The organism is Pseudophaeobacter sp. C1-32P7, from assembly GCF_041008775.1.
Lineage (GTDB): Bacteria > Pseudomonadota > Alphaproteobacteria > Rhodobacterales > Rhodobacteraceae > Phycobacter > Phycobacter gallaeciensis_A.
On the sequence record NZ_JAXGFR010000009.1, the window covers coordinates 103,036 to 123,445 of the forward strand.

The following is a 20,410-nucleotide window of genomic DNA, read 5'->3' on the forward strand; positions in this document are numbered from 1 at the left end:
TACGTACATCTTTCCCGTCGCCTGAATTAGGCTGCCCCGAGGTCTGGGGCGGGTTTCCGTTGTCGGGGAACTTCAGTCCTATATAGTCGCCTTGTTTTCATAAGGAAAGAGGCGATGCGCAGGTTCTTGCTGGCAATTGCAACCGTGATTTCCGGGCTGGCGTCGCTGCCCGGTTACGCCGACAGCGACCGGTCGCGGGAGGTCGCGGGCGAATTCGATTACTACGTCCTCAGCCTCAGCTGGTCACCGAACTGGTGTGCCATCGAAGGCGATGCCAGGGGATCGGATCAATGCGATAGCCGCCATGATCACGGCTGGACCCTGCATGGGCTGTGGCCGCAGTATCACCGGGGCTGGCCGGATTTCTGCAACACCGCCGAGGCCCCGCCAAGCCACCGCCAGACCGCCGAGATGGCCGATATCATGGGGTCTCCGGGCCTGGCTTGGCATCAATGGAAGAAACACGGCAGCTGCTCCGGCCTGTCCCCTGCGCAGTATTTTTCCCTCTCGCGCGAGGCTTATGGACAGATCACCCGTCCGGCCATCTTCCGCAAGCTGGACAAACTGGTGAAACTGCCCGCATCGCTGGTCGAGGAAGCCTTTCTGAAGGAAAATCCACAGCTGAGCCGGGACAGCCTGACCATCACCTGCCGCGATGGTCACATCCAAGAGGCCCGCATCTGCCTGTCGCGCACCCTTGATCCGGTGCCCTGCGGCCCGGACGTGATCCGCGACTGCACTCTGAAGGATGCACTATTCGCCCCGGTGCGCTGAACCTTATGGAGGCCTGGCTCCCTCCTCCATCTCCTCAAACTCCCCCTGCCCCACTGCCCGACAGGCGGCTTGACCGCGAAAAGAGGAGGCAGGCGCCACTGGGCAGCTTTCCCTCACGCGACATTGATTGGCTTGTGCAGCGCATTTTGGCCGATTTTGTGCTAGTATTGTTCCACGTGCCGCGCACGGCCCTGCCTAAACGGCACTTCCATTTAAATCCGCGAGGAGGAAGAGGAGGAACAAGCGCATGGCAAAGACAATCGGTAATCCGCTCAGTTGGCTCTTGCAGGGGGCAGAAACCACCGGACAGCATTTCGGCAAGACGGTGGGAGAAATGGGCAGCAGCGACGTCACGGAGCTGCCTCAGGCGCGCAGGCTTTCGATGGACGACCTCATCCATTCACTGGCCGCAGGCCTTGAAGATTTTGCCGCCTGCCGCAGCGATGCGATGTTCCTGGTGCTGTTCTACCCGGTGATTGGCATCGCATTGATCGTGATGAGCCTGTCGATGAATCTGCTGCCGCTGATCGTGCCAATGATCATGGGGTTTGCAATCCTCGGGCCCATTGCCGCGGTTGGGCTGTATGAAATGTCCTCGCGCCGCGAAGCCGGGTTTAAGCCGCGCTGGATGGATGCCTTTGGTGTTATCCGCTCGCCTGCCTTCGGCGCCATTCTGGTGCTGGGCTTTTATCTGGCAGCACTGTTCATCATCTGGCTGGTCGCGGCGGACATGATCTATATCCGCACCCTGGGACCAGAGCCGCCGGCCTCGATCCTCGGCTTCGCCACCGCCGTAGTCACCACCCGCGAGGGCTGGATCATGGCGATTGCAGGCGGCGCGTTAGGGGCCGTCTTTGCCTTTGCCGCGCTGGCGATGAGCCTGGTCTCTTTCCCGCTGCTGCTGGACCGCCACGTGGGCCTGCCGGTGGCGGTGGCCACCTCAATCAAGGTGCTGCGCAAGAATCCGGTGATCTGCATTACCTGGGGCGTGATCGTCGGCTGCGCGCTGTTGATCGCGGCGATCCCATTTCTGGCCGGGCTGATCATCGTGGTGCCGGTGCTGGGGCACGCCACCTGGCACCTGTACCGGCGCGCGGTGAAATAGAGCGAAGCACACAGAAAAGGGCCGACGCAACTGTCGGCCCTTCTTGCGTGCAGGCAAGCGGCCTTAGCCCACCTTCAGAACGATCTTGCCAATATGGCCGGAACTTTCCATCCGCGCGTGTGCGGCTGCTGCCTCCTCCAGCGCAAATTCGCTGTCCATCACCGGCGCCATCTTGCCTGCCTCGACCAGCGGCCAGACCGCCTCGGCCAGATCCTGCGCAATGCGGGCCTTGGCCAGATCGCTTTGCGGGCGCAGGGTCGATCCCGTCACCGTCAGGCGGCGCGCCATGATCTGGGCAAAGTTCAGCTCGGCCTTGGGGCCTGAAAGAAAGGCGATATGTACCAGACGGCCATCATCGGCCAGCGCCCGGATATTGCGGGGAATATAGTCGCCGCCCACCATGTCGAGGATGAGATCGGCGCCGCCCTCAGCGCGAAGGACTTTCACAAAATCCTCGTCGCGGTAGTTGATCGCACGCTCGGCCCCCAGATCGAGACAGGCCTGACATTTGGCATCGGACCCGGCAGTGGTGAACACCCGCGCGCCCAAGGCCGAGGCCAGCTGAATCGCTGTCGTTCCGATCCCGGATGAGCCGCCGTGCACCAGAAAACGTTCGCCCGCCTTTAGCCCTCCCCGGGTAAAGACGTTTGACCAGACCGTGAAACAGGTTTCCGGCAGGCAGGCCGCGCGTTTCAGCGACATGCCCTTGGGAATGGGCAGACAATGGGCGGCCGGTGTGACCACGTATTCGGCATAGCCGCCGCCGGGCAGCAAGCCACAGACCTTGTCCCCCACGGCGTATTCGGTGACGCCCGCATAGGCGACCACCTCGCCCGACGCTTCCAGCCCCGGCAGATCGCTGGCACCGGCAGGCGGATCATAGGCCCCCGCACGCTGCAACGCGTCCGGCCGGTTGACGCCCGCATAGGCGACCTTCAGCAGCAGCTGGCCATGGCCCGGCTGCGGAACGGGCCGGTCTGTCAGCGTCAGAACCTCGGGGCCTCCGGGTTGCGAGATTTCAATCGCGCGCATCGTTTCCGGCAATGTCTCCGTCATGCAAAGATCCTTTCCCTTGCGTGGTGCGTTTTAACGCTTTGAATATCACCTTGGGTGCGGGGCACAAACCCCGGCAGGTGGTTTGCATTGCGCCCGGATGTTCTGAAACGGCGAATGGACGTGGCGTTTGATCAGCGGCCAGTCCTACGGCCTGGCAGATCCGTGGGTGTCGACGGGCGCCGGATCTGATCCGCCAGCCAGGACGGGCCGGCCAGAAGGGGCTTCAGCAAAGGGTTCTTCTGCACATCGGCCTTCAGCTTTTCGAACTGCATCACGTTGTCGATGCGCCGATCCAGAAAGTCCCATGTGGCCTGATGGCCCGGGCTGTCGTCCCCCAGCCAGAACAAAACTGTCGAGGAGTAAACCCCGGACAACGTGGCCCGTTTGCTGTACCAGTTGATGTCTTCGGAGGTATCGCCCAGCGCGGTCCAGATCGCATCCACCGTGCCCCAGATCGCCTTGGCCCCGTCCGCGGCATAGACCGGCAGCGAGAACAGCGTCACGCCCCGGCGCACCGCTTCCTTGTCGTCGGAGGCTTCAAGGCGGAACCGGACGGCGGTGGCGATCTTGTCCCGAAACCGCAGCCCCGTCAGATCCGCTGTCTTCAACCGTTCCAGCATCTGATCATCGCCGCGCCGGTGATATGCCAGCGCCAGATCCACCGCCCCGCGCGGACACAGGGCGCGTGCCAGAACCGGGTCCATGCCGCAATCCTCGACTGCAGCAGCAAAGGTGGCTTCGGTCCAGCCGTCAAAGGCGACATGAATGAGCGCCGCATCCAGAAGCGCGTCGATCGATCCGGTGTCGGCGGCTGGTTGCTCTGTGGCTGTTTGCTCAGTCATGATGCATCTCCTCGTCAACAAATGCGCCTTTAAGGGCCTGCGTCGCTGCGCGATCTGCCCTTTTGCTCAGTACTAGACAAGTTAGACCGGCTTTGCTATACGGCCACCTCCTGCAAATCCTTGCAACCCAACTTAGAAAGGTGGTGAAAACCACATGCAGGTTAGTGTTCGTGACAACAATGTCGATCAGGCGCTCCGTGCCCTGAAGAAAAAGCTGCAGCGCGAAGGCGTGTTCCGCGAAATGAAGCTCAAGCAACATTTCGAGAAGCCCTCCGAGAAAAAAGCGCGCGAGAAAGCTGAAGCGATTCGTCGTGCCCGTAAACTGGCACGTAAGAAAGCACAGCGCGAAGGTCTCCTCTAAGATCTTCCTCCGGTTTTTTCTGGACGCTTTTGACGACCCCCGTGGCCCGCCCCGGGGGTTTGTCGTTTCTAAGATACATATTTTACGGCGGAATATCGGTTCTGCGGCTAAATAGTTAAACTTATACGTGTATTCAGCGCCCATCTTTGCCATCAATAGTAGCAGGGCACCGAAACCTCACGTTTCCCAAGGCGGACGGCCCTGTTGCCGAAGTTGGAACGGTCGGCATTTCCCGGAGGAGGCACATCGCTCCCCCCCAAACCTGGCGATAGCCTTGCTCCCTGCACCAAGGCGCCTGCCCCTCCGGGTGACTTCCTCTTGAGCCCCTTATTGGTCTGATCTGCGCATGCCTCCCGACGCTCTCCGCACTTACCGGCTCCTGTCCCCTTTGGCCCAGGTCACCGGCATTTCAAGCGGACCGCGGAAGGCCCATCCGCCGAACCGTGCCTCCTCCGCAAGGGATAGATCCGGCAGCCGCTCAAACAGCATCGGTAGCGCCGCTTCGGCGATCAGCGCCCTTGATATCCAGGCCCCGGCGCAGAAATGTGGACCGGCGCCAAATGAAATGGCCGCGCTGATATCCTGATGGATGTCAAAGGCATCGGGGCGCGCAAACACCTGCTCGTCCCGGTTCCCAGAACCGAACATCAGAAACACACGGTCCTCAGGCTTCAGCGCCACCTCGTGCAGGACATAAGGCTGCGCCACCCGGCGCGGCGACATGCCGATGGGCGACATCCAGCGGGCATATTCCTCAAAGGCCTGCAACCAGGTGGCACGGCCTTCGCGCACCTCTTCCAGTTGCTCCGGATGGCGCAGCAAGGCCCAGACGGTCCCGGCGATCGCATCGCGTGGCTCGTTCTGCCCGCCCGAGATCGCCAGCTTGATATTGGCCCTGATCTGATCCTCCGGCAGGCCCGCAGCCTGCTGAACCCGCAACAGGGAATAGTCATCCGCGCCAGAAGCACTCTGCCACATCTCGGTAATGTGCTGGTCGATCAGCCGGGTGCTGTCATTGCAGCGCGCCTCAACCTCCGGATCACCTGCATAATTGGCACAGCCATCGATCATGCCCTGGCTCACCGCGTCCATCTCTTCGGCGCGCATGCCCGTCAGGCCGGTGACTGCCTTCAGCGCCTCTGCCGAGACTGGCATGGCGAAGTCACGCACCAGATCGCAGGCCCCCCGGGGCGCCAGGTCGTCAAGTATCCGCGCCGTCGCGGAACGGAACTGCGCCAGCCAATGCTGTTTCACCGTCTTGGGAGAGACCGCCGGAAAGATCGCCTTGCGCTCTCCCATATGGGCGGCGCCGTCCTTGCGCATCATGTTCTGCCCCATCAGTTGGGTCATCAGCCCCTCAGGCTGGTCCGAGGAAAACACCTCGATCCGCTTTTCCTCCCGGAAAATATCGTCACGGCGGGTGATCAGAACCGCATCCAGTTGTGGCACATAGGCCACCGGCGCCTCGGCTCGCATACGGGCCAGATCCGGGTAGGGATCCTGCCAAAACGCCTGCGGATCGATGTTATAAACTGGCCTTTCCATCGCAGCCCCTCCCCCCGATTGTCAGCTTCAGGGAAGACTGCGCGGCAACTGTTGTCTTGTCAACTCGCCTGACCTAAGCTGCCTGGATGAGCGATTTACCCGACGATCTGTTCCTGATCCTGCCGGATGGCAGTGAGGACAGCCCCGCCGCCCCGACACTGGACTACAGCCGCAACCCGGTGGTCACGGTGACATTCGCAGGCAACCGGCTGACCCGGAACGCTGCGCGCGCCTACCAAAAGGAATTCGGCATCGGTGTCATGGACTGGCGCATGCTGGTCATGCTGACGCGCGATCCGGGCTGTTCCGTCGGTCAGGCTGCGAACCTCACCGGTATCGACAAGGCCGCCGTCAGCCGCGCACTGCAGCGCATGGAAAAGACCGGTCTCGTCCGGGCCGAGGTACGGGGCGGAGATGAGCGGCGCAAATCCTGGTTCCTGACCGAGGCGGGGCATGCCCTGCACGCCCAGATGTTGCCGCGCGCGCTGGAGCGGCAGCGCGACCTGCTCAAAGGTTTCTCCCCCGAGGAGCTCACCGCCTTCACCGGGTATCTGCAACGGTTTCTCGACAATATGGCAGATCAGGCGGACACGCCCGAATAAAGATCACAACGGCCTTGAGGCAGGCAGCCTTAGACAAACGCACGCCGCGCCGGGCCCAACGGCGGCAGCACAGTCCGCAGGCTGTGCTGGAACCGGCGGGAGGGCCACCCCCATCCCTCTTTGCACAGAGGTCGCTTAGTAGATCTTTGGCACGTACAGCTCGTCCGGCAGAACCCTGCGTTCATAGTCGGGATTATATTCCCGGTCCGGCAAGGACACCTTCTCCTGCGGCACCTCTTCATAGGGCACTTTGGTCAGCAGGTGCTCGATACAGTTCAGACGCTCGCGCTTCTTGTCGTTGCCTTCAACGATATACCAGGGCGCTTCGGGGATATTGGTGCGCTCGAACATATCCTCCTTGGCCTTGGTGTATTGCTCCCAGCGGATACGGCTTTCCAGATCCATCGGCGACAGCTTCCACTGCTTCATCGGATCATGGATCCGCATCATGAACCGCAGCTGCTGTTCCTCATCCGTAATCGAGAACCAGTATTTCAGCAGGATGATCCCCGACCGCACCAGCATGCGTTCAAATTCCGGAACGTCCTGAAAGAATTGCTCTACCTGATCCTCACTGGCAAAGCCCATCACCCGTTCAACCCCGGCGCGGTTGTACCAGGACCGGTCAAACAGCACGATTTCCCCCGCAGCCGGCAGATGCGGCACGTAGCGCTGGAAATACCACTGGCTCTGCTCTCGGCGCGACGGTGCGGGCAGGGCCACGACGCGGGCAACACGGGGGTTCAGACGCTGGGTGATCCGCTTGATCACACCGCCCTTGCCAGCGCTGTCGCGCCCTTCGAACAGGATGCACACCTTGGCGCCGCTGTGCTGCACCCAATCCTGAAGCCGGATCAATTCCGCCTGCAGCCGCAACAAATTTCTGAAGTAGACCTTGCGATCCAGCATTTCGGGATGCTGCGAGCGGTAGATCTTGCGCAGCTCCATCGACAGCATGGGCTCGGCAAATTCAATCTCGAAATCCTCGTCCAGCGTGTCCTGAAGCTCGGCATCCAGCCAGTCAAATGAATCAGGGGTTGTATCGCTGGTCACGGCGCGGCTCCTTGTTGTTACTCGTCTGTTTCGGCCGCTCTAACGCACGGATGTGATTGTTTGATGTCACAGCAGCACCCGCTGCCCGAATGGCCTGAAATAGGCAGTTCCGGTCCGGCCTGACCGGAACTGTCACAAAGGGCGTTAATTCGCCCGGGTCAAAGGCAAACGAAAATCCCGACCGGGTGCAAGCGCAAAAGCACCGGCTTCCGGCTTTCTGCCAAATTCAGCCGCGCGCAGCTGCAAGGATCATGTCAGATGCCTTTTCCGCGATCATGATTGTCGGCGCATTGGTGTTGCCGCTGGTGATCGTGGGCATCACGCTGGCATCCACCACCCGCAGCCCCGATACCCCGCGCAAGCGCAATTCGGGGTCCAGCGGCGCGCGCTCGTCGCTGCCCATATGCACGGTGCAGGTGGGGTGGAAGATCGTCGTGCCGATATCCCCGGCCGCCTGCATCAGATCGGCCTCGCTATCAGATGCGATCCCCGGCTTGATCTCCTCGGGGCTGTAGGCCTGCATCTTGGCCTGCCCCATGATCGCCCGCGCCTGCCGGATCGCCGCCACGGCCACCTGACGGTCGCCTTCTGTAGACAGGTAGTTCGGCTGGATACTCGGCGCGGCCATCGGATCGGCCGAGGCGATCTCGACCCGGCCCCGGCTTTCGGGGCGCAGGTTGCAGACGCTGGCAGTCAGCCCCGGGAAATTATGCAGAGGCTTGCCGAACGCCTCCAGCGTCAGCGGCTGCACGTGATACTCCAGATCGGGCGTTTCCAGATCCGGGCGTGAGCGGGAGAATGCGCCCAGCTGGCTTGGCGCCATCGACATCGGACCAGAGCGTTTCAGCGCGTATTCCAGACCGATTTTGGCCTTGCCGATCACGGAATTCGCCAGCGTGTTGAGCGTATGCGCCCCCTCCAGCCGCCAGGCGCAGCGCAGCTGCAAATGATCCTGCAGATTTGCGCCGACCTGCGGCATGTCCCGCAGAACCTCGATCCCGTGCTGCTGCAGCAAGGCGCCCGGCCCCAGCCCGGACAACTGCAGGATCTGTGGGCTGTTGATCGCCCCTGCCGACAAGATCACCTCGGCGGCGGCATGGGCCACATGCACCTCGCCGCCCTTTTGATACTCGACGCCCGTCGCGCGGCCCTTCTCGATCAAGATCCGGCGGGTATGGGCCTGGGTTTCCACCTTCAGCCCCTGCCCTGTCGCGGTGCGCAGGAATGCCTTGGCGGTATTCATCCGCCAGCCCGCACGCTGATTGACCCGGAAATAGCCGACGCCTTCGTTGTTGCCGGTGTTGAAATCCGTGACCTTGGGCAGGCCCCAGGCCGCAGCGGCCTCCATCCAGTCATCCAGCACATCCCAATGCAGGCGCTGGTTCTCGACCCGCCATTCGCCGCCCGCGCCATGCATCTCGGATGGGCCTTCGACGTAATCTTCGGATTTCTTGAAATAGGGTAGCACATCGTCCCAGCACCAGCCCGCGAGGCCGCGCTGGCGCCAACCATCATAATCCGCTGCCTGCCCACGCAGATACAACATGCCGTTGATGGACGAGCAGCCTCCCAGCACCTTGCCGCGCGGATAGATCAGCGCCCGACCATTCAGCCCCGGGTCGGCCTCTGTGCGATACATCCAGTCGGTGCGCGGGTTGTTGATGCAGTAGAGATATCCCATCGGGATATGCACCCAGTGATAATTGTCACGGCCGCCCGCCTCCAGCAGCAGCACCTGCTTGCCCGCCTCGCTCAGCCGCTTGGCCAGAACACAGCCGGCACTCCCGGCGCCCACGATGATGTAGTCGAACTGCATGATCTGCTCCCCCGTCTTTCCCTCGTCCTCCTGTTGAACCAGAAGCAGGAGCGAAATGTAAGACAAATAAGCCCTCTACGCGCCGATCTGCATTCACAGCACCCAACTGTCCGGCCAAACCAGCCAAGCAAGAGGCCCTCCCGCGCCCGCGGGGGCCTCGACTGCGTCCGCACCCCTTGGCTGCCACGCCCAACGGGAGGAGGTCTTTTTCAAAAAGCCGCCGACGGGCGGGAGCGCGACGAAGAGAAAGCTCAGACGGGCAGCGCCGTTGTCTTGAACACCGTGCGCAGCGCGAAACTCGATTGCATCTGCGCCACCCCCGGAAGCCGGGTCAGATGCTGGCGATGGATGCGGGCAAAATCATCGGTATTTTCGGCCACGACCTTCAGGATATAATCCGCCGATCCTGCCATCAGGTGGCACTCCAGCACATCCGGGATCCGCGCCACCGCACGTTCAAAAGCATCCAACAGCTCGTCCGCCTGCCCCTGCAGGGTGATCTCCACGAAGACGGTTGTCGGAACGCTCAGCTTGCGCGCGTCCAGCAGGGCGACGTAATCCTTGATATAGCCTTCAGCCTCCAAACGCTGCACCCGGCGGTGGCAAGCAGACGCAGAGAGGTTTACCCGCTCGCTCAGATCCGCGTTGGAAATGCGGCCCTGCCGTTGCAGGACCTCCAGAATACGACGATCCGTCGAATCAAGAGACATAATTACGTAGTACCTTGCTCATATCCCGCATCTATTCGAATAATCTTCGACACGCATCTTTTTATTTCGCCCCAAAAAGCAGCACATTTCCCAGATGCGGACCTAGAGTTCAAGTATAGCAGGGAGGAAGCTACATGAAAATCGGATGCCCGACTGAAATCAAACCGCAGGAATTTCGCGTCGGCATGACCCCCGACGCGGCCCACGAAGCCATCGCACATGGCCATGACGTTTTCATCCAGACCGGCGCCGGGGCCGGTGCCGGATACACCGATGCCGACTATGCCGCCGCCGGTGCGACGCTGCTGGAGACGGCCGAAGAGATTTTTGCTACCGCAGACATGATCGTCAAGGTCAAGGAACCGCAAGCCGGTGAGCGCAAGATGCTGCGCGAAGGGCAGTTGCTGTTCACCTACCTGCACCTGGCCCCCGATCCCGAACAGACCCGCGACCTCCTTGCCTCAGGCTGCACCGCGATTGCTTATGAAACCGTCACCGACAGCTTTGGTGGCCTGCCGCTGCTGGCGCCGATGTCCGAAGTGGCCGGGCGGCTGGCACCGCAGGTCGGTGCATGGACCCTGCAAAAAGCAAATGGCGGCCGCGGCGTCCTGATGGGCGGCGTACCCGGCGTCCCTCCGGCAAAGGTGGTGGTGATCGGCGGCGGTGTGGTCGGCACCCATGCGGCCCGCATCGCCTCGGGCATGGGCGGCGATGTCACCGTTCTGGACCGCTCCCTGCATCGCCTGAAATACCTCGATGATGTATTTGGCCGAGACTTCCGCACCCGCTATTCCACCGCTGCCGCCACCGCCGAACTCGTCCGCGAGGCCGATCTGGTTGTTGGCGCAGTGCTGGTGCCCGGCGCAGCGGCACCGAAACTGGTCTCCCGCGCGCAACTCAGCGAGATGAAGCCGGGGGCTGTCCTGGTCGATGTCGCGATCGATCAGGGGGGCTGTTTCGAAACCTCGAAAGCCACCACCCACGCCGACCCGATCTACGAGGTCGATGGCGTGATGCATTACTGCGTAGCGAACATGCCAGGCGCCGTTGCCCGCACCTCGACCCAGGCTCTGGGCAATGCAACCCTCCCCTTCCTGCTGGCATTGGCGGACAAAGGCTGGAAACAGGCCTGCGCCGATGATCCGCATCTTCTGAACGGGCTGAACGTCCATGCGGGGCAGCTGACCTACTATGCCGTCGGCAAGGCGCTGGGGATCGATGTCGTTTCCCCAGCACTGGCGATCAAATCCTGAGTTCCGGTCCGCGAACCTGACTGATCATTACGGATTACCCTGCCATACCCTCCCCGCCAGCGCCTGCGCACTGGCGGGGATTTTTGTCTTCCGGAAATCTGCCACCACCAGCCGGGCGGCCCGGCGCAAGGTCGCTAAATGCAAACGCGGCCAAGAAATTCCCTGTCAATTCAAACAATCTTGATAGTAACAATAAGGCTGAGTCGGAGAATCCGACGTCGACCAAAGCAGGTCCGCGCCGGATGACAGGATTGAAAGAGGACCTATTGGTATGGAAGAGATGATTGAACAGGCCGGAGCCCTCTGGCCGCTGGCACTGAGCGCTGCCAAGGCGCTTGTTGTTCTTATCCTTGGCTGGGTGGCAGCGGGAATGATCAGCAACATGGTGCGCCGCCGCATCAACAAGACCCCTCAGATCGATCCGACGCTAGGCAATTTTGCCGCCAGCATGATCCGTTGGGCGCTGCTGGCTGTGGTGCTGGTTGCGGTTCTCGGGATCTTCGGCATCGAGGCCACCAGTCTTGTCGCCATGCTGGGCGCTGCTACGCTGGCCATCGGTCTGGCCCTACAAGGCACGCTGAGCGATCTGGCAGCCGGTTTCATGCTGATCCTGTTCCGCCCTTACAAGCTGGGTCAATACGTCGATATCGGCGGCACCGCCGGGACGGTCAAGGATCTGAACCTTTTTGTGACCGAACTGGCCACCGCGGACAACGTGCAGATCATCATCCCCAATGGTCAGGCCTGGGGATCGATCATCACCAACTTCTCGGCCCATGACACCCGCCGGGTGGACCTGGTCTTTGGCATCGATTATGGCGACAGCGCCGACAAGGCCAAGGCGATCATTCTACGACAGGCTGCCGCCGATGCACGGGTCATGACAGATCCCGAACCCTGGGTTCGCGTGACCAACCTTGGTGACAGCTCGGTCGATCTGACCGCCCGCCTGTGGTGCAAAGCGTCGGATTACTGGGAACTGAAATTCGCCATGACACAGGCGGTGAAGGAAGCTTTTGACGCCGAAGGCATTTCGATCCCCTACCCGCACAGTGTGGAGATCCAGAAAAAGGAGGGGTAAGCCTCCCGCCCGTTATCGGGTCTTGCGCCCCTCTGCCCGTTGGGCCCCGCGCCCCGCCTTTGGCGGGGCGTTGTTGTTTCTACGCCCCCCTGCGCGCCCAATCTCAGGAGCAGATCAGCTGCTGGCCTCCCGGGCCATCACGACGGTGGATTTGCCCTGATACAAAGCCGCATTTTCGCGGACCTCATACCCCAGTTTTCGCGCCACGTTTTGCGATACCAGATGTTCCGGATCGAACAGGCAGACCGTTTCGGCCCAGCCCATGCAGCGATCCGCCCAGTCGTGGATAGAACGCACCGCCTCGGTCGCGATGCCCCGCCCATGGGCGTGGGGCGCCAGCACCCAGCCTGCCTCGGGCACACCGTTCAGCGGCGGAACAATGTCGCGTTTGAAATCGGAAAATCCGACCTCTCCCAGGAACCGGCCATCGGTGCGATCCGTGACCGCCCAATAGCCAAAGCCCATCGCCTGCCAGTGCCCCATGTTCCGCAAGAGCCGCGCCCACGAGGCTTCTGGGTCAGAAGGAACGCCGCCGATGTATTTCACCACCTCGGGATCACCCCAAAGCGCGGACACATCGGGGAAATCCTCAATCCGGTGCGGACGCAAGATTAGCCGGTCGGTTTCAAGGATGACCTCGCTCACCCGGGCAGCTTGCCCGTCAGCACATAGGTCAGGATTTCCACCACCCGCCGCGGCTCTTCAGCCACCGCCAGCGCGGCGGCGTGCACTTCTTTCAGCGCGTGCTGATGCTCCGGCTGGCTCAGCACGATGATCGATTTGCCCAGCGCCGCCGCATAGCCTGCGTCAAAGGCGGCGTTCCACTGCTTGTACTTGTCGCCAAAGCGCACGACGACCACATCGGCATCCTCGATCCCCTTGCGGGTACGGATCGCGTTGACCATGGCCCCTTTGTGATCGTGCCAGTATTTGTTCTCTTCGGCGCCCAAAATGGCCACACCGCAATCATCGCTGGCCCCGTGGTCAGTGACCGGGCTGTTGAAAGCCACGTCCAGATCCGCCGCGCCAGTCACGATCTGCTCGCGCCAGTCCGTGTGGATTTCACCCGAAAGATATACGTTCAAAGTCATCGCACCCTCCATTCGCTGTTCCGCCATGCTTAGACCGGATCGCCCGAACGGACCAGCCCTGCCCCCGACAGATCACTTGCGGCGCGCAACCAGAAACCGGTTGGGCGGATCGGCCGGGTAGTTTCCGGTCTCGACGATCTCGAAACCCGCAGCCTCCAGCCGGGCCTGCCAATCGGCGACCGACAGGAAATGCACCACCGAGGGCGGCGCCTTGCCGACAAGCCGCATCACCGGAATCGCAACCCGCATCATCAGGCGCTGCAGCGCGCTTTTGCTATCGGCCAAGCAGGGCGTTTTCGAGATGAAGGTGCCACCAGGGCGAATGGTCCGGTAGATATGCGCCAAGGCGCCATCCAGATCGCCTATCAGGTGGAACAGGTTGAATGCCATCACCGCGTCAAAGGGTCCCTCGGGCGCATTTGCGATGTCAGAGACGACGAACCGCAGATTGGTGACGCCTGCCTCATCCTTCTTGCGCTGCGCGATGGCGATCATGGAAGGCGCCAGATCGGTGGCAGTATAACAGGCGACCGCCTTCCTGAGGCGCAGCGCGGTGGTTCCGGTGCCGCAGCCCAGTTCCAGAACCCGGTCGCCCGGTTTCAGATAAGCCTGAGTGCGTTCCAACGTATAGTCATAAGCGGCCGGATCCCGGATCTGACTGCGGGCATATTTTTCGGCAATTCCGTCCCAGAACTGAAGTGATGTCTGCATGGTTTTGTCTCCTTTGCGAGGAAACTACGAGAAAGCCATACATGCAGGAATTGCCGAAATATGCAGGCACGATATACGGTAATGTATGACCAGCACCCCAAACGCCTTCGACTGGAACCACATCCGCGCCTTTCTCGCCACCGCCGAGACGGGCTCTCTCTCTGCTGCGGCTCGGCGTCTGAACCTGACACAACCCACGTTGAGCCGTCAGGTGGCTGCGCTGGAGGAAAGTCTTGGCTTGATGCTGTTCGAGCGGATCGGCAAATCTCTGCAGCTGACGCAAGCCGGGGTCGAACTGCTGGAACATACCCGCCCCATGGGTCTGGCAGCGGACCGGATCGCCCTTGCGGCGCTGGGACAATCAGAATCCATCACCGGCACCGTCCGGATTACCGCCAGCGATGTTTATTCTGCTTACCTGCTGCCGGATGTGCTGCGGCGGTTGCGCCAGTTGGCGCCGGATCTGCACATCGACATCATCGCCTCCAACGACATCCGAGATCTGATGCGCCGCGAGGCGGATATCGCCATCCGCCACGTGCGCCCCGAGCAGCCCGAGCTGATCGCCCGTCTTATCCACGAGGAAACCGCCCGTTTTTATGCCGCGCCGCAATATCTGGCAAAGGCCGGGCGGCCCGAAGACGTCCGAGATCTGAGCAGCCATGACTTCATCAGCTTCGGCGATGCAGAAGGGATGGTCGGTCATCTCACGCCCTTGGGGTTTCCCCTGACAAAGCGCAATTTTCGATATGAATCGCAAAGCGGGCTGGTCGCGTGGGAACTGGTCAAACGGGGGTTCGGCATCGCCCCCATGTCAGATCGCATCGCCCGGCAAACACCCGAGGTCGAGCGGCTCCTGCCGCAGATGGAGCCGATCCGGTTCCCCGTCTGGCTGACCACCCACAGGGAGCTGCACACCAGCCGCAAGATCCGCCTGGTGTTCGATCTGCTGGCAGAGCACTTTTTTCAAAAATAAGGCCGCGCCCGGATCGGGCACGGCCTGAAATTCCAACCATTCCGCTCAGCAGATCAGCCCCGCAGAATGCCTCCGGTGGCCTTGCTCACCTTGGCGATGATCTTCTCGCTCACCGCTTCGATGTCTTTTTCCTTCAGCGTCTTGTCAGTCGGCTGCAGGCGCACGGTGATGGCCAGGGATTTTTTTCCCTCGCCCAGGCTGCCACCGATGAATTCATCAAAGACGCGCACGTCCTCGATCAGCGCCTTGTCGGCACCGGCAGCGGCATTGACCAGCGTCAGCGCCTCGACGCCCTCATCCACCACAAAGGCAAAGTCACGCTCGACCGCCTGCAGGTCGCTGATGTCCAGCGCCGCGCGGGTGGCACCGGATTTACGCGGCAGCGGCACCTCGTCCGGCCAGATGGTAAAGGCCACGGCAGGCCCTTTGACGCCCATTTCGCTCAGCGCCTTGGGGTGCAACTCACCAAAGACGCCGAGTACCTTTTTCGGGCCAAGGCAGATCTTTCCGTGACGGCCCGGATGCCACCAGGCGTCGCCGCCCCGCAGCACTTGCACCTTGGCCGGCGCGCCGATAGCGGCCAGAACCGCCTCGACGTCGGCCTTTGCATCAAAGGTATCGACCGGGCGCGCCGCGCCATGCACATCCTTGGGGCCAGTGCGGCCGACCAAGAGACCCGAGATCTGTTCGCGCTGCTCGCCCGGCTCGCCGCCGTGGAACACAGGACCCGCCTCGAACAGGGCTAGATCCATGAAGCCCCGCGCCTGATTGCGTGCAGCGGCCTGCAACAGACCGGCCAGCAGATCCGGCCGCATATGGGACATTTCCGAGGAAATCGGATTGGCCAGCATGGTGGCATCGCTGCCGCCGCCAAACAGCGTCGCAGAGGCCTTGTCGATGAAGGTGTAGCTGACGATTTCATTGTAACCGAGGCTGGCCGCCGTGCGGCGTGCCATCTGCTGTCGGCGCTGCTGCGGCGTCATCACCGGCTTCGGGATACCCGGCGTCAGGCGCGCCAGCGGCTTGCCCTGCAGCTTGGTCAGCGAAGCGATACGCGCGACCTCTTCCACCAGATCGGCCTCACCCTGCACGTCGGGGCGCCAGCTTGGCACATGGGCCAGGTTGCCCTCCAGCCGGAAGCCAAGGCGGGTCAGGGTCTGACGCTGATCGCTTTCGGGGATGTCCATACCGACCAGCGACTGCACCCGCTCCGGGTCCAGTTTATAGGCCCGCGAATGATCCGGCACATCGCCCGCGATCACCACTTCGGACGGCTCGCCACCGCAAAGATCCAGGATCATCTGGGTGGCACGATGCAGCCCTTCGAGGGTGAATTCCGGGTCAACGCCACGCTCGAAGCGATAGCGCGCGTCCGAATTGATCTTGAGCGCGCGGCCAGTGGTCGCGATCTGCACGTGATCCCAGAAGGCACTTTCGAGGAAGACATCCACGGTTTCTTCGGTGCAACCTGTGTCCTCACCGCCCATGATACCGGCGATGCTTTCGGGGCCATTTTCATCGGAAATCACCATCTGGCCTGCGCCAAGGGTGTATTCCTTTTCATCCAGCGCCAGCAGCGTCTCGCCGCCCTTGGCGCGATGCACCCGCAGATCGCCCTGCACCTTGGCCACGTCAAAGACGTGCAGCGGACGGTTCTGATCGAAGGTGAAGAAGTTGGTGATATCCACCAGCGCCGAAATCGGGCGCAGTCCGATGGCTGTCAGCCGGTCCTGCAGCCACTGCGGGCTGGGGCCGTTCTTGACGCCCTTGATTACCCGGCCAGTGAACAGCGGGCAACCATCCAGCGTGTCTTCGTCGATGGTCACCTTGACCGGGCTTTCGAAGTCACCCGGGACCGCCTCGTAGTCGTGGGTTTTCAGCGTGCCGATCCCGCGCGCCGCCAGATCGCGGGCAATGCCAAAGATACCCAGCGCATCGGGGCGGTTCGGAGTGATGGCGATCTCGATCACCGGATCAACCTTGGCCGGATCGTTCTCTGCCAGCCAGTCAATGAAGCGGTCGCCGACCGCGCCCGAAGGCAGCTCGATGATGCCGTCGTGTTCATCGGACAGTTCCAGCTCCCGCTCGGAGGCCATCATGCCGAAGGATTCGACGCCACGGATCTTACCAACGCCGATGGTGATATCCAGACCCGGCACATACATGCCCGGTTTGCAGACCACCACGGTGATGCCTTCCCGCGCATTGGGCGCGCCGCAGATGATCTGCATCTCACCTTCGTCGGTGTCCACCTTGCAGACACGCAGCTTATCCGCATCAGGATGCTTCTCCGCGTGTTTCACATAGCCCAGGGTAAAATCCTTGAGCCGGTCGGCGGGGTTCGAGACCTCTTCGACTTCCAGTCCCAGGTCGGTCAGGGCCTCGGTGATCTCCGCAACGGAGGCATCGGTATCAAGGTGGTCTTTCAGCCAGGAGAGAGTGAATTTCATATCTCAGCGCCCTTTTGGCAAATCGGTTGACTGGCGGCCCGGCGCTCCATTTCTGGCAGCGCGCCCGGCCCGGGGTGGGTGCGGAACGCGCCCGCCCATGGGGCGGGTCGGGCGCGTCGCAGGGCTAGGGCCCTGCGGTTCAAGCGTTATCGGCTCAACCCGCCATGCAGTGTTGGAACGTCCAGGCAGCTGAAGCCATAATGGCGCAGCCAGCGCAGATCGCTGTCAAAGAAGGCACGCAGATCGGGGATGCCGTATTTCAGCATCGCCAGACGGTCGATACCGATGCCAAAGGCAAAGCCCTGGTAGACCTCGGGGTCAATGCCACCGGCGGCGATCACCTTGGGGTGGACCATGCCGGAACCAAGGATCTCCATCCAGTCGTCGCCTTCGCCGATCTTCAGCTGACCGTTGTCCCAGGAGCAGCGGATATCCACCTCGGCCGAAGGCTCGGTGAAGGGGAAGTGGGAGGCGCGGAAGCGCAGCTCAACATCGTCCACCTCGAAGAAGGATTTGACGAACTCCTCCAGCACCCACTTGAGGTTCGCCATCGAGATGTCTTTGTCCAGCGCCAGGCCTTCGACTTGGTGGAACATCGGCGTGTGGGTCTGATCGTAGTCGGCGCGGTAGACACCGCCCGGGCAGATGACGCGCAGCGGGGCGCCCATCTTCTCCATCGACTGGATCTGTACCGGCGAGGTGTGGGTGCGCAGCACGTGCGGCGGGCGGTCGTCGCCTTCGGCCCGGTGCATGTAGAAAGTATCCATCTCGGCGCGGGCCGGGTGATGGCCAGGAATGTTCAGCGCATCGAAGTTGTACCAGTCGGTTTCAACACGCGAGCCTTCGGCAACCGAGAAGCCAAGTTCGGCAAAGATCGCGGTCAGCTCTTCGCTGGCCTGGCTGATCGGGTGCAGGCTGCCGCGGCGCTGCGGGCGCGTGGGCAGCGTGACGTCCAGCCATTCCGTGCGCAGACGCTCATCCAGCGCCGCATCGGCCAGCGCGGCCTTCTTGGCGGCCAGGGCAGAGTTGATTTCATCCTTGAGTGCGTTCAGCGCCGGACCCACGGTCTGGCGCTCCTCGGGCGTCATCTTGCCCAATTCCCGCATCTTAAGGGCCACCTCGCCCTTTTTCCCGACGGCGGCGAGGCGGATCGCCTCCAGCGCGTCCTCGTCGTGGGCATCGGCGATCTGCCCCAGATATTTTGCCTTAAGAACGTCCATGACGGTCCCCTGAAATTTGCTTGGCTCGTGCTACCACAGCAGCGGCTGAAAGCAAGGGGGCGCAATACAGAGGGGGCCGGGTAGCGGCAAGAAAGACGATGCAGCCATCTGCTGTTCACTGCCCGCGGAAGTTCTGCCCCCCGACGTTCGGCTGCAACACTCGAATTAACCACCGCTACCTTCAACTGAAGGCACGCACAACTGACTGATCAGATTGAAACGTCGCCACATGGTCGAATTGATCGCGGCGTCAACTCTCGTTCCACCACGATCCATACACAACCGCTTTCTATGCCTTCAGGCAGCTCTGGAATGCTGCGTGTTGGCTCTCTGAGAACAGACCACCGGGCTGAACGCCCACAGCCTCTTCAGGAGACATGAATTTATACAGGTCACCTTTGATACCGGCCTGCTTCCAACAGGTTTCGATGAGGGCCTTTGTGACTTTGTTGCCCTCAACCTGCGTTGGCCTGCTGACAACAGAGCTCCCACCGCCATCGTTCATACACGCCGAGACAAACACCCCTGCCAGCACCCACAAGAATTTTGCCTTCATGATAAACTGCCTTTATATATGCAAAGTTCTGAATCAAACTCGGAAGCCGCAGCAAACGAGTTCGGAAACAATCGAATTCCGCGGTAATAAAAACGCGTGCCCGCGCTATCCACTGAATTGAGCTGAAAAACGGGTTTCGCGCTAAAAGTGTGGCAATTTCGCCGCCCGAAAAATCAGGGACAAGTATGAAAAAAGGCCGCCCCGGTTGGGGCGGCCTTTCGAAACTGTACGTCTGTCACCAGACTTAGGCTGCCAGTGCGGACTGTGCCTGCTTGACGATCGCACCGAAGGCTTCGGGCTCGTGCACGGCCAAGTCGGCCAGGACCTTACGGTCAACTTCGATACCGGCCAGGTTCAGGCCGTTGATGAAGCGCGAGTATGTCAGCGACTCGTCGTGGCTGCGGACGGCAGCGTTGATACGCTGGATCCACAGGGCGCGGAAGTTACGCTTGCGCGCCTTCCGGTCACGGGTTGCGTACTGGTTTGCCTTGTCGACGGCCTGACGGGCGACCTTGAAGGTATTCTTGCGGCGGCCGTAGTAACCTTTGGCTGCCTTGATGACCTTCTTGTGACGGGCGTGAGTTGTGGTACCACCTTTAACGCGGGACATGTGTCAAATCTCCTCTTAGCGGTCGTAGGGCATGAAGCCCTTGACGATCTTGGCGTCGGGGGCGGACAGGGTCGTGGTGCCGCGGGCATCACGGATGAATTTCTTGTGACGTTTGATCATGCCGTGGCGCTTGCCGGCCTGACCTGCCATCACCTTACCGGTGGCGGTCACCTTGAAGCGCTTTTTGGCGCTCGATTTCGTCTTCATTTTGGGCATTTCCGTCTCCTTCAATGCGAGTTCGGTAGATACGCGACTCGGCATGCCACTCCGGCCGGCCACGTGAACAGGGCCGCCATGTACGAAAACGGGATCACAAGGGCAAGCGGTTTCTTCTAAAAAACCTGGCCAATCACGTTGAAAAACGCATCCGGCACGTCTTTCAGACGGTAACCGCCCGGGTGCGTGAGGAATGCGTAGGTGATCAGACCCGCGCTGCCCAGCAGCAGGAAGACAGAGACCTGTGGCCGCCGCCTATCGCTATAGGCGGACAACAAGGACGGAATCGACAGCCACCCAAGCAGAAGGCCAAGCACCAGAAACAGGTCACTGTTCACGCAACATTCCTCCAGCCGCAGCCCGACGCCGGGCTGGAGGAAAG

The 20,410-nt window shown here is 61.5% G+C and carries 22 protein-coding genes; 7 read left to right on the top strand and 15 right to left on the bottom strand.

From position 1 onward, the window contains the following. Positions 1 to 114: 114 nt before the first annotated feature. A complete protein-coding gene (locus SM763_RS14330; protein WP_368998935.1) occupies positions 115 to 774 on the top strand; it encodes a ribonuclease T2 family protein in 660 nt (219 codons plus the stop codon). Between the two features lie 247 nt (positions 775 to 1,021). Further along, entirely contained in the window at positions 1,022 to 1,879 is an 858-nt protein-coding gene (locus SM763_RS14335; protein WP_368998936.1) for a DUF2189 domain-containing protein, read from the top strand. A gap of 63 nt (positions 1,880 to 1,942) precedes the next feature. On the opposite strand, the gene SM763_RS14340 is transcribed toward SM763_RS14335, so the two are convergent. Both SM763_RS14340 and SM763_RS14345 read right to left on the bottom strand, forming a co-directional pair. Beyond that, complete coding sequence (locus SM763_RS14340) at positions 1,943 to 2,923, bottom strand: NAD(P)H-quinone oxidoreductase (RefSeq protein ID WP_368998994.1); 981 nt, start codon at positions 2,921 to 2,923, stop codon at positions 1,943 to 1,945. Positions 2,924 to 3,066: 143 nt separating this feature from the next. Beyond that, complete coding sequence (locus tag SM763_RS14345) at positions 3,067 to 3,777, bottom strand: COQ9 family protein (RefSeq protein ID WP_368998937.1); 711 nt, start codon at positions 3,775 to 3,777, stop codon at positions 3,067 to 3,069. A 154-nt stretch (positions 3,778 to 3,931) separates the two neighbouring features. Here SM763_RS14345 and rpsU point away from each other — a divergent pair, with 154 nt between their 5' ends. Beyond that, complete coding sequence (gene rpsU / locus SM763_RS14350; RefSeq protein ID WP_005614280.1) at positions 3,932 to 4,138, top strand: 30S ribosomal protein S21; 207 nt, start codon at positions 3,932 to 3,934, stop codon at positions 4,136 to 4,138. Between the two features lie 369 nt (positions 4,139 to 4,507). Here rpsU and SM763_RS14355 read toward each other — a convergent pair whose 3' ends face one another. Beyond that, on the bottom strand, positions 4,508 to 5,683 hold the full coding sequence (locus SM763_RS14355) for a cytochrome P450 (protein WP_368998938.1): 1,176 nt from the start codon (positions 5,681 to 5,683) through the stop codon (positions 4,508 to 4,510). A gap of 86 nt (positions 5,684 to 5,769) precedes the next feature. Between SM763_RS14355 and SM763_RS14360 the strand changes: the two genes are divergently transcribed. Beyond that, on the top strand, positions 5,770 to 6,285 hold the full coding sequence (locus SM763_RS14360) for a MarR family winged helix-turn-helix transcriptional regulator (RefSeq protein ID WP_274866778.1): 516 nt from the start codon (positions 5,770 to 5,772) through the stop codon (positions 6,283 to 6,285). A gap of 135 nt (positions 6,286 to 6,420) precedes the next feature. Here SM763_RS14360 and ppk2 read toward each other — a convergent pair whose 3' ends face one another. The 3 genes from ppk2 to SM763_RS14375 all read right to left on the bottom strand — a co-directional run bounded on the left by ppk2 (position 6,421) and on the right by SM763_RS14375 (position 9,864). Next, the gene (ppk2, locus tag SM763_RS14365; RefSeq protein WP_065271313.1) at positions 6,421 to 7,338 is read right to left on the bottom strand and encodes a polyphosphate kinase 2; all 918 of its coding nucleotides are present in this window, start codon (positions 7,336 to 7,338) and stop codon (positions 6,421 to 6,423) included. A gap of 226 nt (positions 7,339 to 7,564) precedes the next feature. Further along, positions 7,565 to 9,154, bottom strand: coding sequence for a GMC family oxidoreductase (locus tag SM763_RS14370; protein ID WP_368998939.1), 1,590 nt, complete (start codon positions 9,152 to 9,154; stop codon positions 7,565 to 7,567). 251 nt (positions 9,155 to 9,405) lie between these two features. After that, positions 9,406 to 9,864: an Lrp/AsnC family transcriptional regulator gene (locus tag SM763_RS14375; protein WP_065271314.1), complete on the bottom strand. Its 459-nt coding sequence runs from the start codon at positions 9,862 to 9,864 to the stop codon at positions 9,406 to 9,408. A 134-nt stretch (positions 9,865 to 9,998) separates the two neighbouring features. Here SM763_RS14375 and ald point away from each other — a divergent pair, with 134 nt between their 5' ends. Both ald and SM763_RS14385 read left to right on the top strand, forming a co-directional pair. Beyond that, positions 9,999 to 11,117 (top strand): alanine dehydrogenase, encoded by a 1,119-nt coding sequence (ald, locus tag SM763_RS14380; protein ID WP_065271315.1) that lies wholly within the window; start codon positions 9,999 to 10,001, stop codon positions 11,115 to 11,117. Positions 11,118 to 11,388: 271 nt separating this feature from the next. Continuing rightward, positions 11,389 to 12,198, top strand: coding sequence for a mechanosensitive ion channel family protein (locus SM763_RS14385; RefSeq protein ID WP_368998940.1), 810 nt, complete (start codon positions 11,389 to 11,391; stop codon positions 12,196 to 12,198). A 114-nt stretch (positions 12,199 to 12,312) separates the two neighbouring features. Here SM763_RS14385 and SM763_RS14390 read toward each other — a convergent pair whose 3' ends face one another. The 3 genes from SM763_RS14390 to SM763_RS14400 form a co-directional block, all read right to left on the bottom strand. Beyond that, positions 12,313 to 12,843, bottom strand: coding sequence for a GNAT family N-acetyltransferase (locus tag SM763_RS14390; RefSeq protein WP_368998941.1), 531 nt, complete (start codon positions 12,841 to 12,843; stop codon positions 12,313 to 12,315). Continuing rightward, the gene (locus SM763_RS14395) at positions 12,840 to 13,289 is read right to left on the bottom strand and encodes a YtoQ family protein (protein ID WP_368998942.1); all 450 of its coding nucleotides are present in this window, start codon (positions 13,287 to 13,289) and stop codon (positions 12,840 to 12,842) included. Before SM763_RS14395 ends, SM763_RS14390 begins: the two co-directional genes overlap by 4 nt. A 72-nt stretch (positions 13,290 to 13,361) precedes the next feature. Continuing rightward, a complete protein-coding gene (locus SM763_RS14400) occupies positions 13,362 to 14,000 on the bottom strand; it encodes a class I SAM-dependent methyltransferase (RefSeq protein WP_368998943.1) in 639 nt (212 codons plus the stop codon). Positions 14,001 to 14,085: 85 nt separating this feature from the next. On the opposite strand from SM763_RS14400, the gene SM763_RS14405 reads away from it, so the two are divergent. Then, entirely contained in the window at positions 14,086 to 14,976 is an 891-nt protein-coding gene (locus SM763_RS14405; protein ID WP_368998944.1) for a LysR family transcriptional regulator, read from the top strand. A 53-nt stretch (positions 14,977 to 15,029) separates the two neighbouring features. Here the strand turns inward: SM763_RS14405 and pheT are convergent, their stop codons facing one another. From pheT to SM763_RS14435, 6 genes are all read right to left on the bottom strand, one after another. Next, the gene (gene pheT / locus SM763_RS14410) at positions 15,030 to 17,426 is read right to left on the bottom strand and encodes a phenylalanine--tRNA ligase subunit beta (RefSeq protein WP_368998945.1); all 2,397 of its coding nucleotides are present in this window, start codon (positions 17,424 to 17,426) and stop codon (positions 15,030 to 15,032) included. Between the two features lie 146 nt (positions 17,427 to 17,572). Beyond that, positions 17,573 to 18,646, bottom strand: coding sequence for a phenylalanine--tRNA ligase subunit alpha (gene pheS, locus SM763_RS14415; RefSeq protein ID WP_368998946.1), 1,074 nt, complete (start codon positions 18,644 to 18,646; stop codon positions 17,573 to 17,575). 289 nt (positions 18,647 to 18,935) lie between these two features. Then, positions 18,936 to 19,202: a 50S ribosomal protein L20 gene (locus tag SM763_RS14420; RefSeq protein WP_368998947.1), complete on the bottom strand. Its 267-nt coding sequence runs from the start codon at positions 19,200 to 19,202 to the stop codon at positions 18,936 to 18,938. Between the two features lie 244 nt (positions 19,203 to 19,446). After that, positions 19,447 to 19,812: a 50S ribosomal protein L20 gene (gene rplT / locus SM763_RS14425; protein ID WP_065271322.1), complete on the bottom strand. Its 366-nt coding sequence runs from the start codon at positions 19,810 to 19,812 to the stop codon at positions 19,447 to 19,449. Positions 19,813 to 19,827: 15 nt separating this feature from the next. Beyond that, complete coding sequence (gene rpmI / locus SM763_RS14430; protein ID WP_009178285.1) at positions 19,828 to 20,028, bottom strand: 50S ribosomal protein L35; 201 nt, start codon at positions 20,026 to 20,028, stop codon at positions 19,828 to 19,830. Between the two features lie 116 nt (positions 20,029 to 20,144). Continuing rightward, positions 20,145 to 20,366, bottom strand: a complete 222-nt coding sequence (locus SM763_RS14435) for a hypothetical protein (protein WP_368998948.1) — start codon at positions 20,364 to 20,366, stop codon at positions 20,145 to 20,147. Positions 20,367 to 20,410 lie beyond the last annotated feature (44 nt).

Coding starts and splice junctions, on each gene's coding strand:
- SM763_RS14400 (WP_368998943.1), bottom strand. CDS start 14,000: ATGCAGACATCACTTCAGTTCTGGGACGGAATTGCCGAAAAATATGCC.
- SM763_RS14345 (WP_368998937.1), bottom strand. CDS start 3,777: ATGACTGAGCAAACAGCCACAGAGCAACCAGCCGCCGACACCGGATCG.
- rpsU (WP_005614280.1), top strand. CDS start 3,932: ATGCAGGTTAGTGTTCGTGACAACAATGTCGATCAGGCGCTCCGTGCC.
- pheT (WP_368998945.1), bottom strand. CDS start 17,426: ATGAAATTCACTCTCTCCTGGCTGAAAGACCACCTTGATACCGATGCC.
- rpmI (WP_009178285.1), bottom strand. CDS start 20,028: ATGCCCAAAATGAAGACGAAATCGAGCGCCAAAAAGCGCTTCAAGGTG.
- SM763_RS14360 (WP_274866778.1), top strand. CDS start 5,770: ATGAGCGATTTACCCGACGATCTGTTCCTGATCCTGCCGGATGGCAGT.
- SM763_RS14385 (WP_368998940.1), top strand. CDS start 11,389: ATGGAAGAGATGATTGAACAGGCCGGAGCCCTCTGGCCGCTGGCACTG.
- SM763_RS14355 (WP_368998938.1), bottom strand. CDS start 5,683: ATGGAAAGGCCAGTTTATAACATCGATCCGCAGGCGTTTTGGCAGGAT.
- ald (WP_065271315.1), top strand. CDS start 9,999: ATGAAAATCGGATGCCCGACTGAAATCAAACCGCAGGAATTTCGCGTC.
- pheS (WP_368998946.1), bottom strand. CDS start 18,646: ATGGACGTTCTTAAGGCAAAATATCTGGGGCAGATCGCCGATGCCCAC.
- SM763_RS14330 (WP_368998935.1), top strand. CDS start 115: ATGCGCAGGTTCTTGCTGGCAATTGCAACCGTGATTTCCGGGCTGGCG.
- SM763_RS14395 (WP_368998942.1), bottom strand. CDS start 13,289: ATGACTTTGAACGTATATCTTTCGGGTGAAATCCACACGGACTGGCGC.
- rplT (WP_065271322.1), bottom strand. CDS start 19,812: ATGTCCCGCGTTAAAGGTGGTACCACAACTCACGCCCGTCACAAGAAG.
- SM763_RS14420 (WP_368998947.1), bottom strand. CDS start 19,202: ATGAAGGCAAAATTCTTGTGGGTGCTGGCAGGGGTGTTTGTCTCGGCG.
- SM763_RS14375 (WP_065271314.1), bottom strand. CDS start 9,864: ATGTCTCTTGATTCGACGGATCGTCGTATTCTGGAGGTCCTGCAACGG.
- SM763_RS14370 (WP_368998939.1), bottom strand. CDS start 9,154: ATGCAGTTCGACTACATCATCGTGGGCGCCGGGAGTGCCGGCTGTGTT.
- SM763_RS14335 (WP_368998936.1), top strand. CDS start 1,022: ATGGCAAAGACAATCGGTAATCCGCTCAGTTGGCTCTTGCAGGGGGCA.
- SM763_RS14405 (WP_368998944.1), top strand. CDS start 14,086: ATGACCAGCACCCCAAACGCCTTCGACTGGAACCACATCCGCGCCTTT.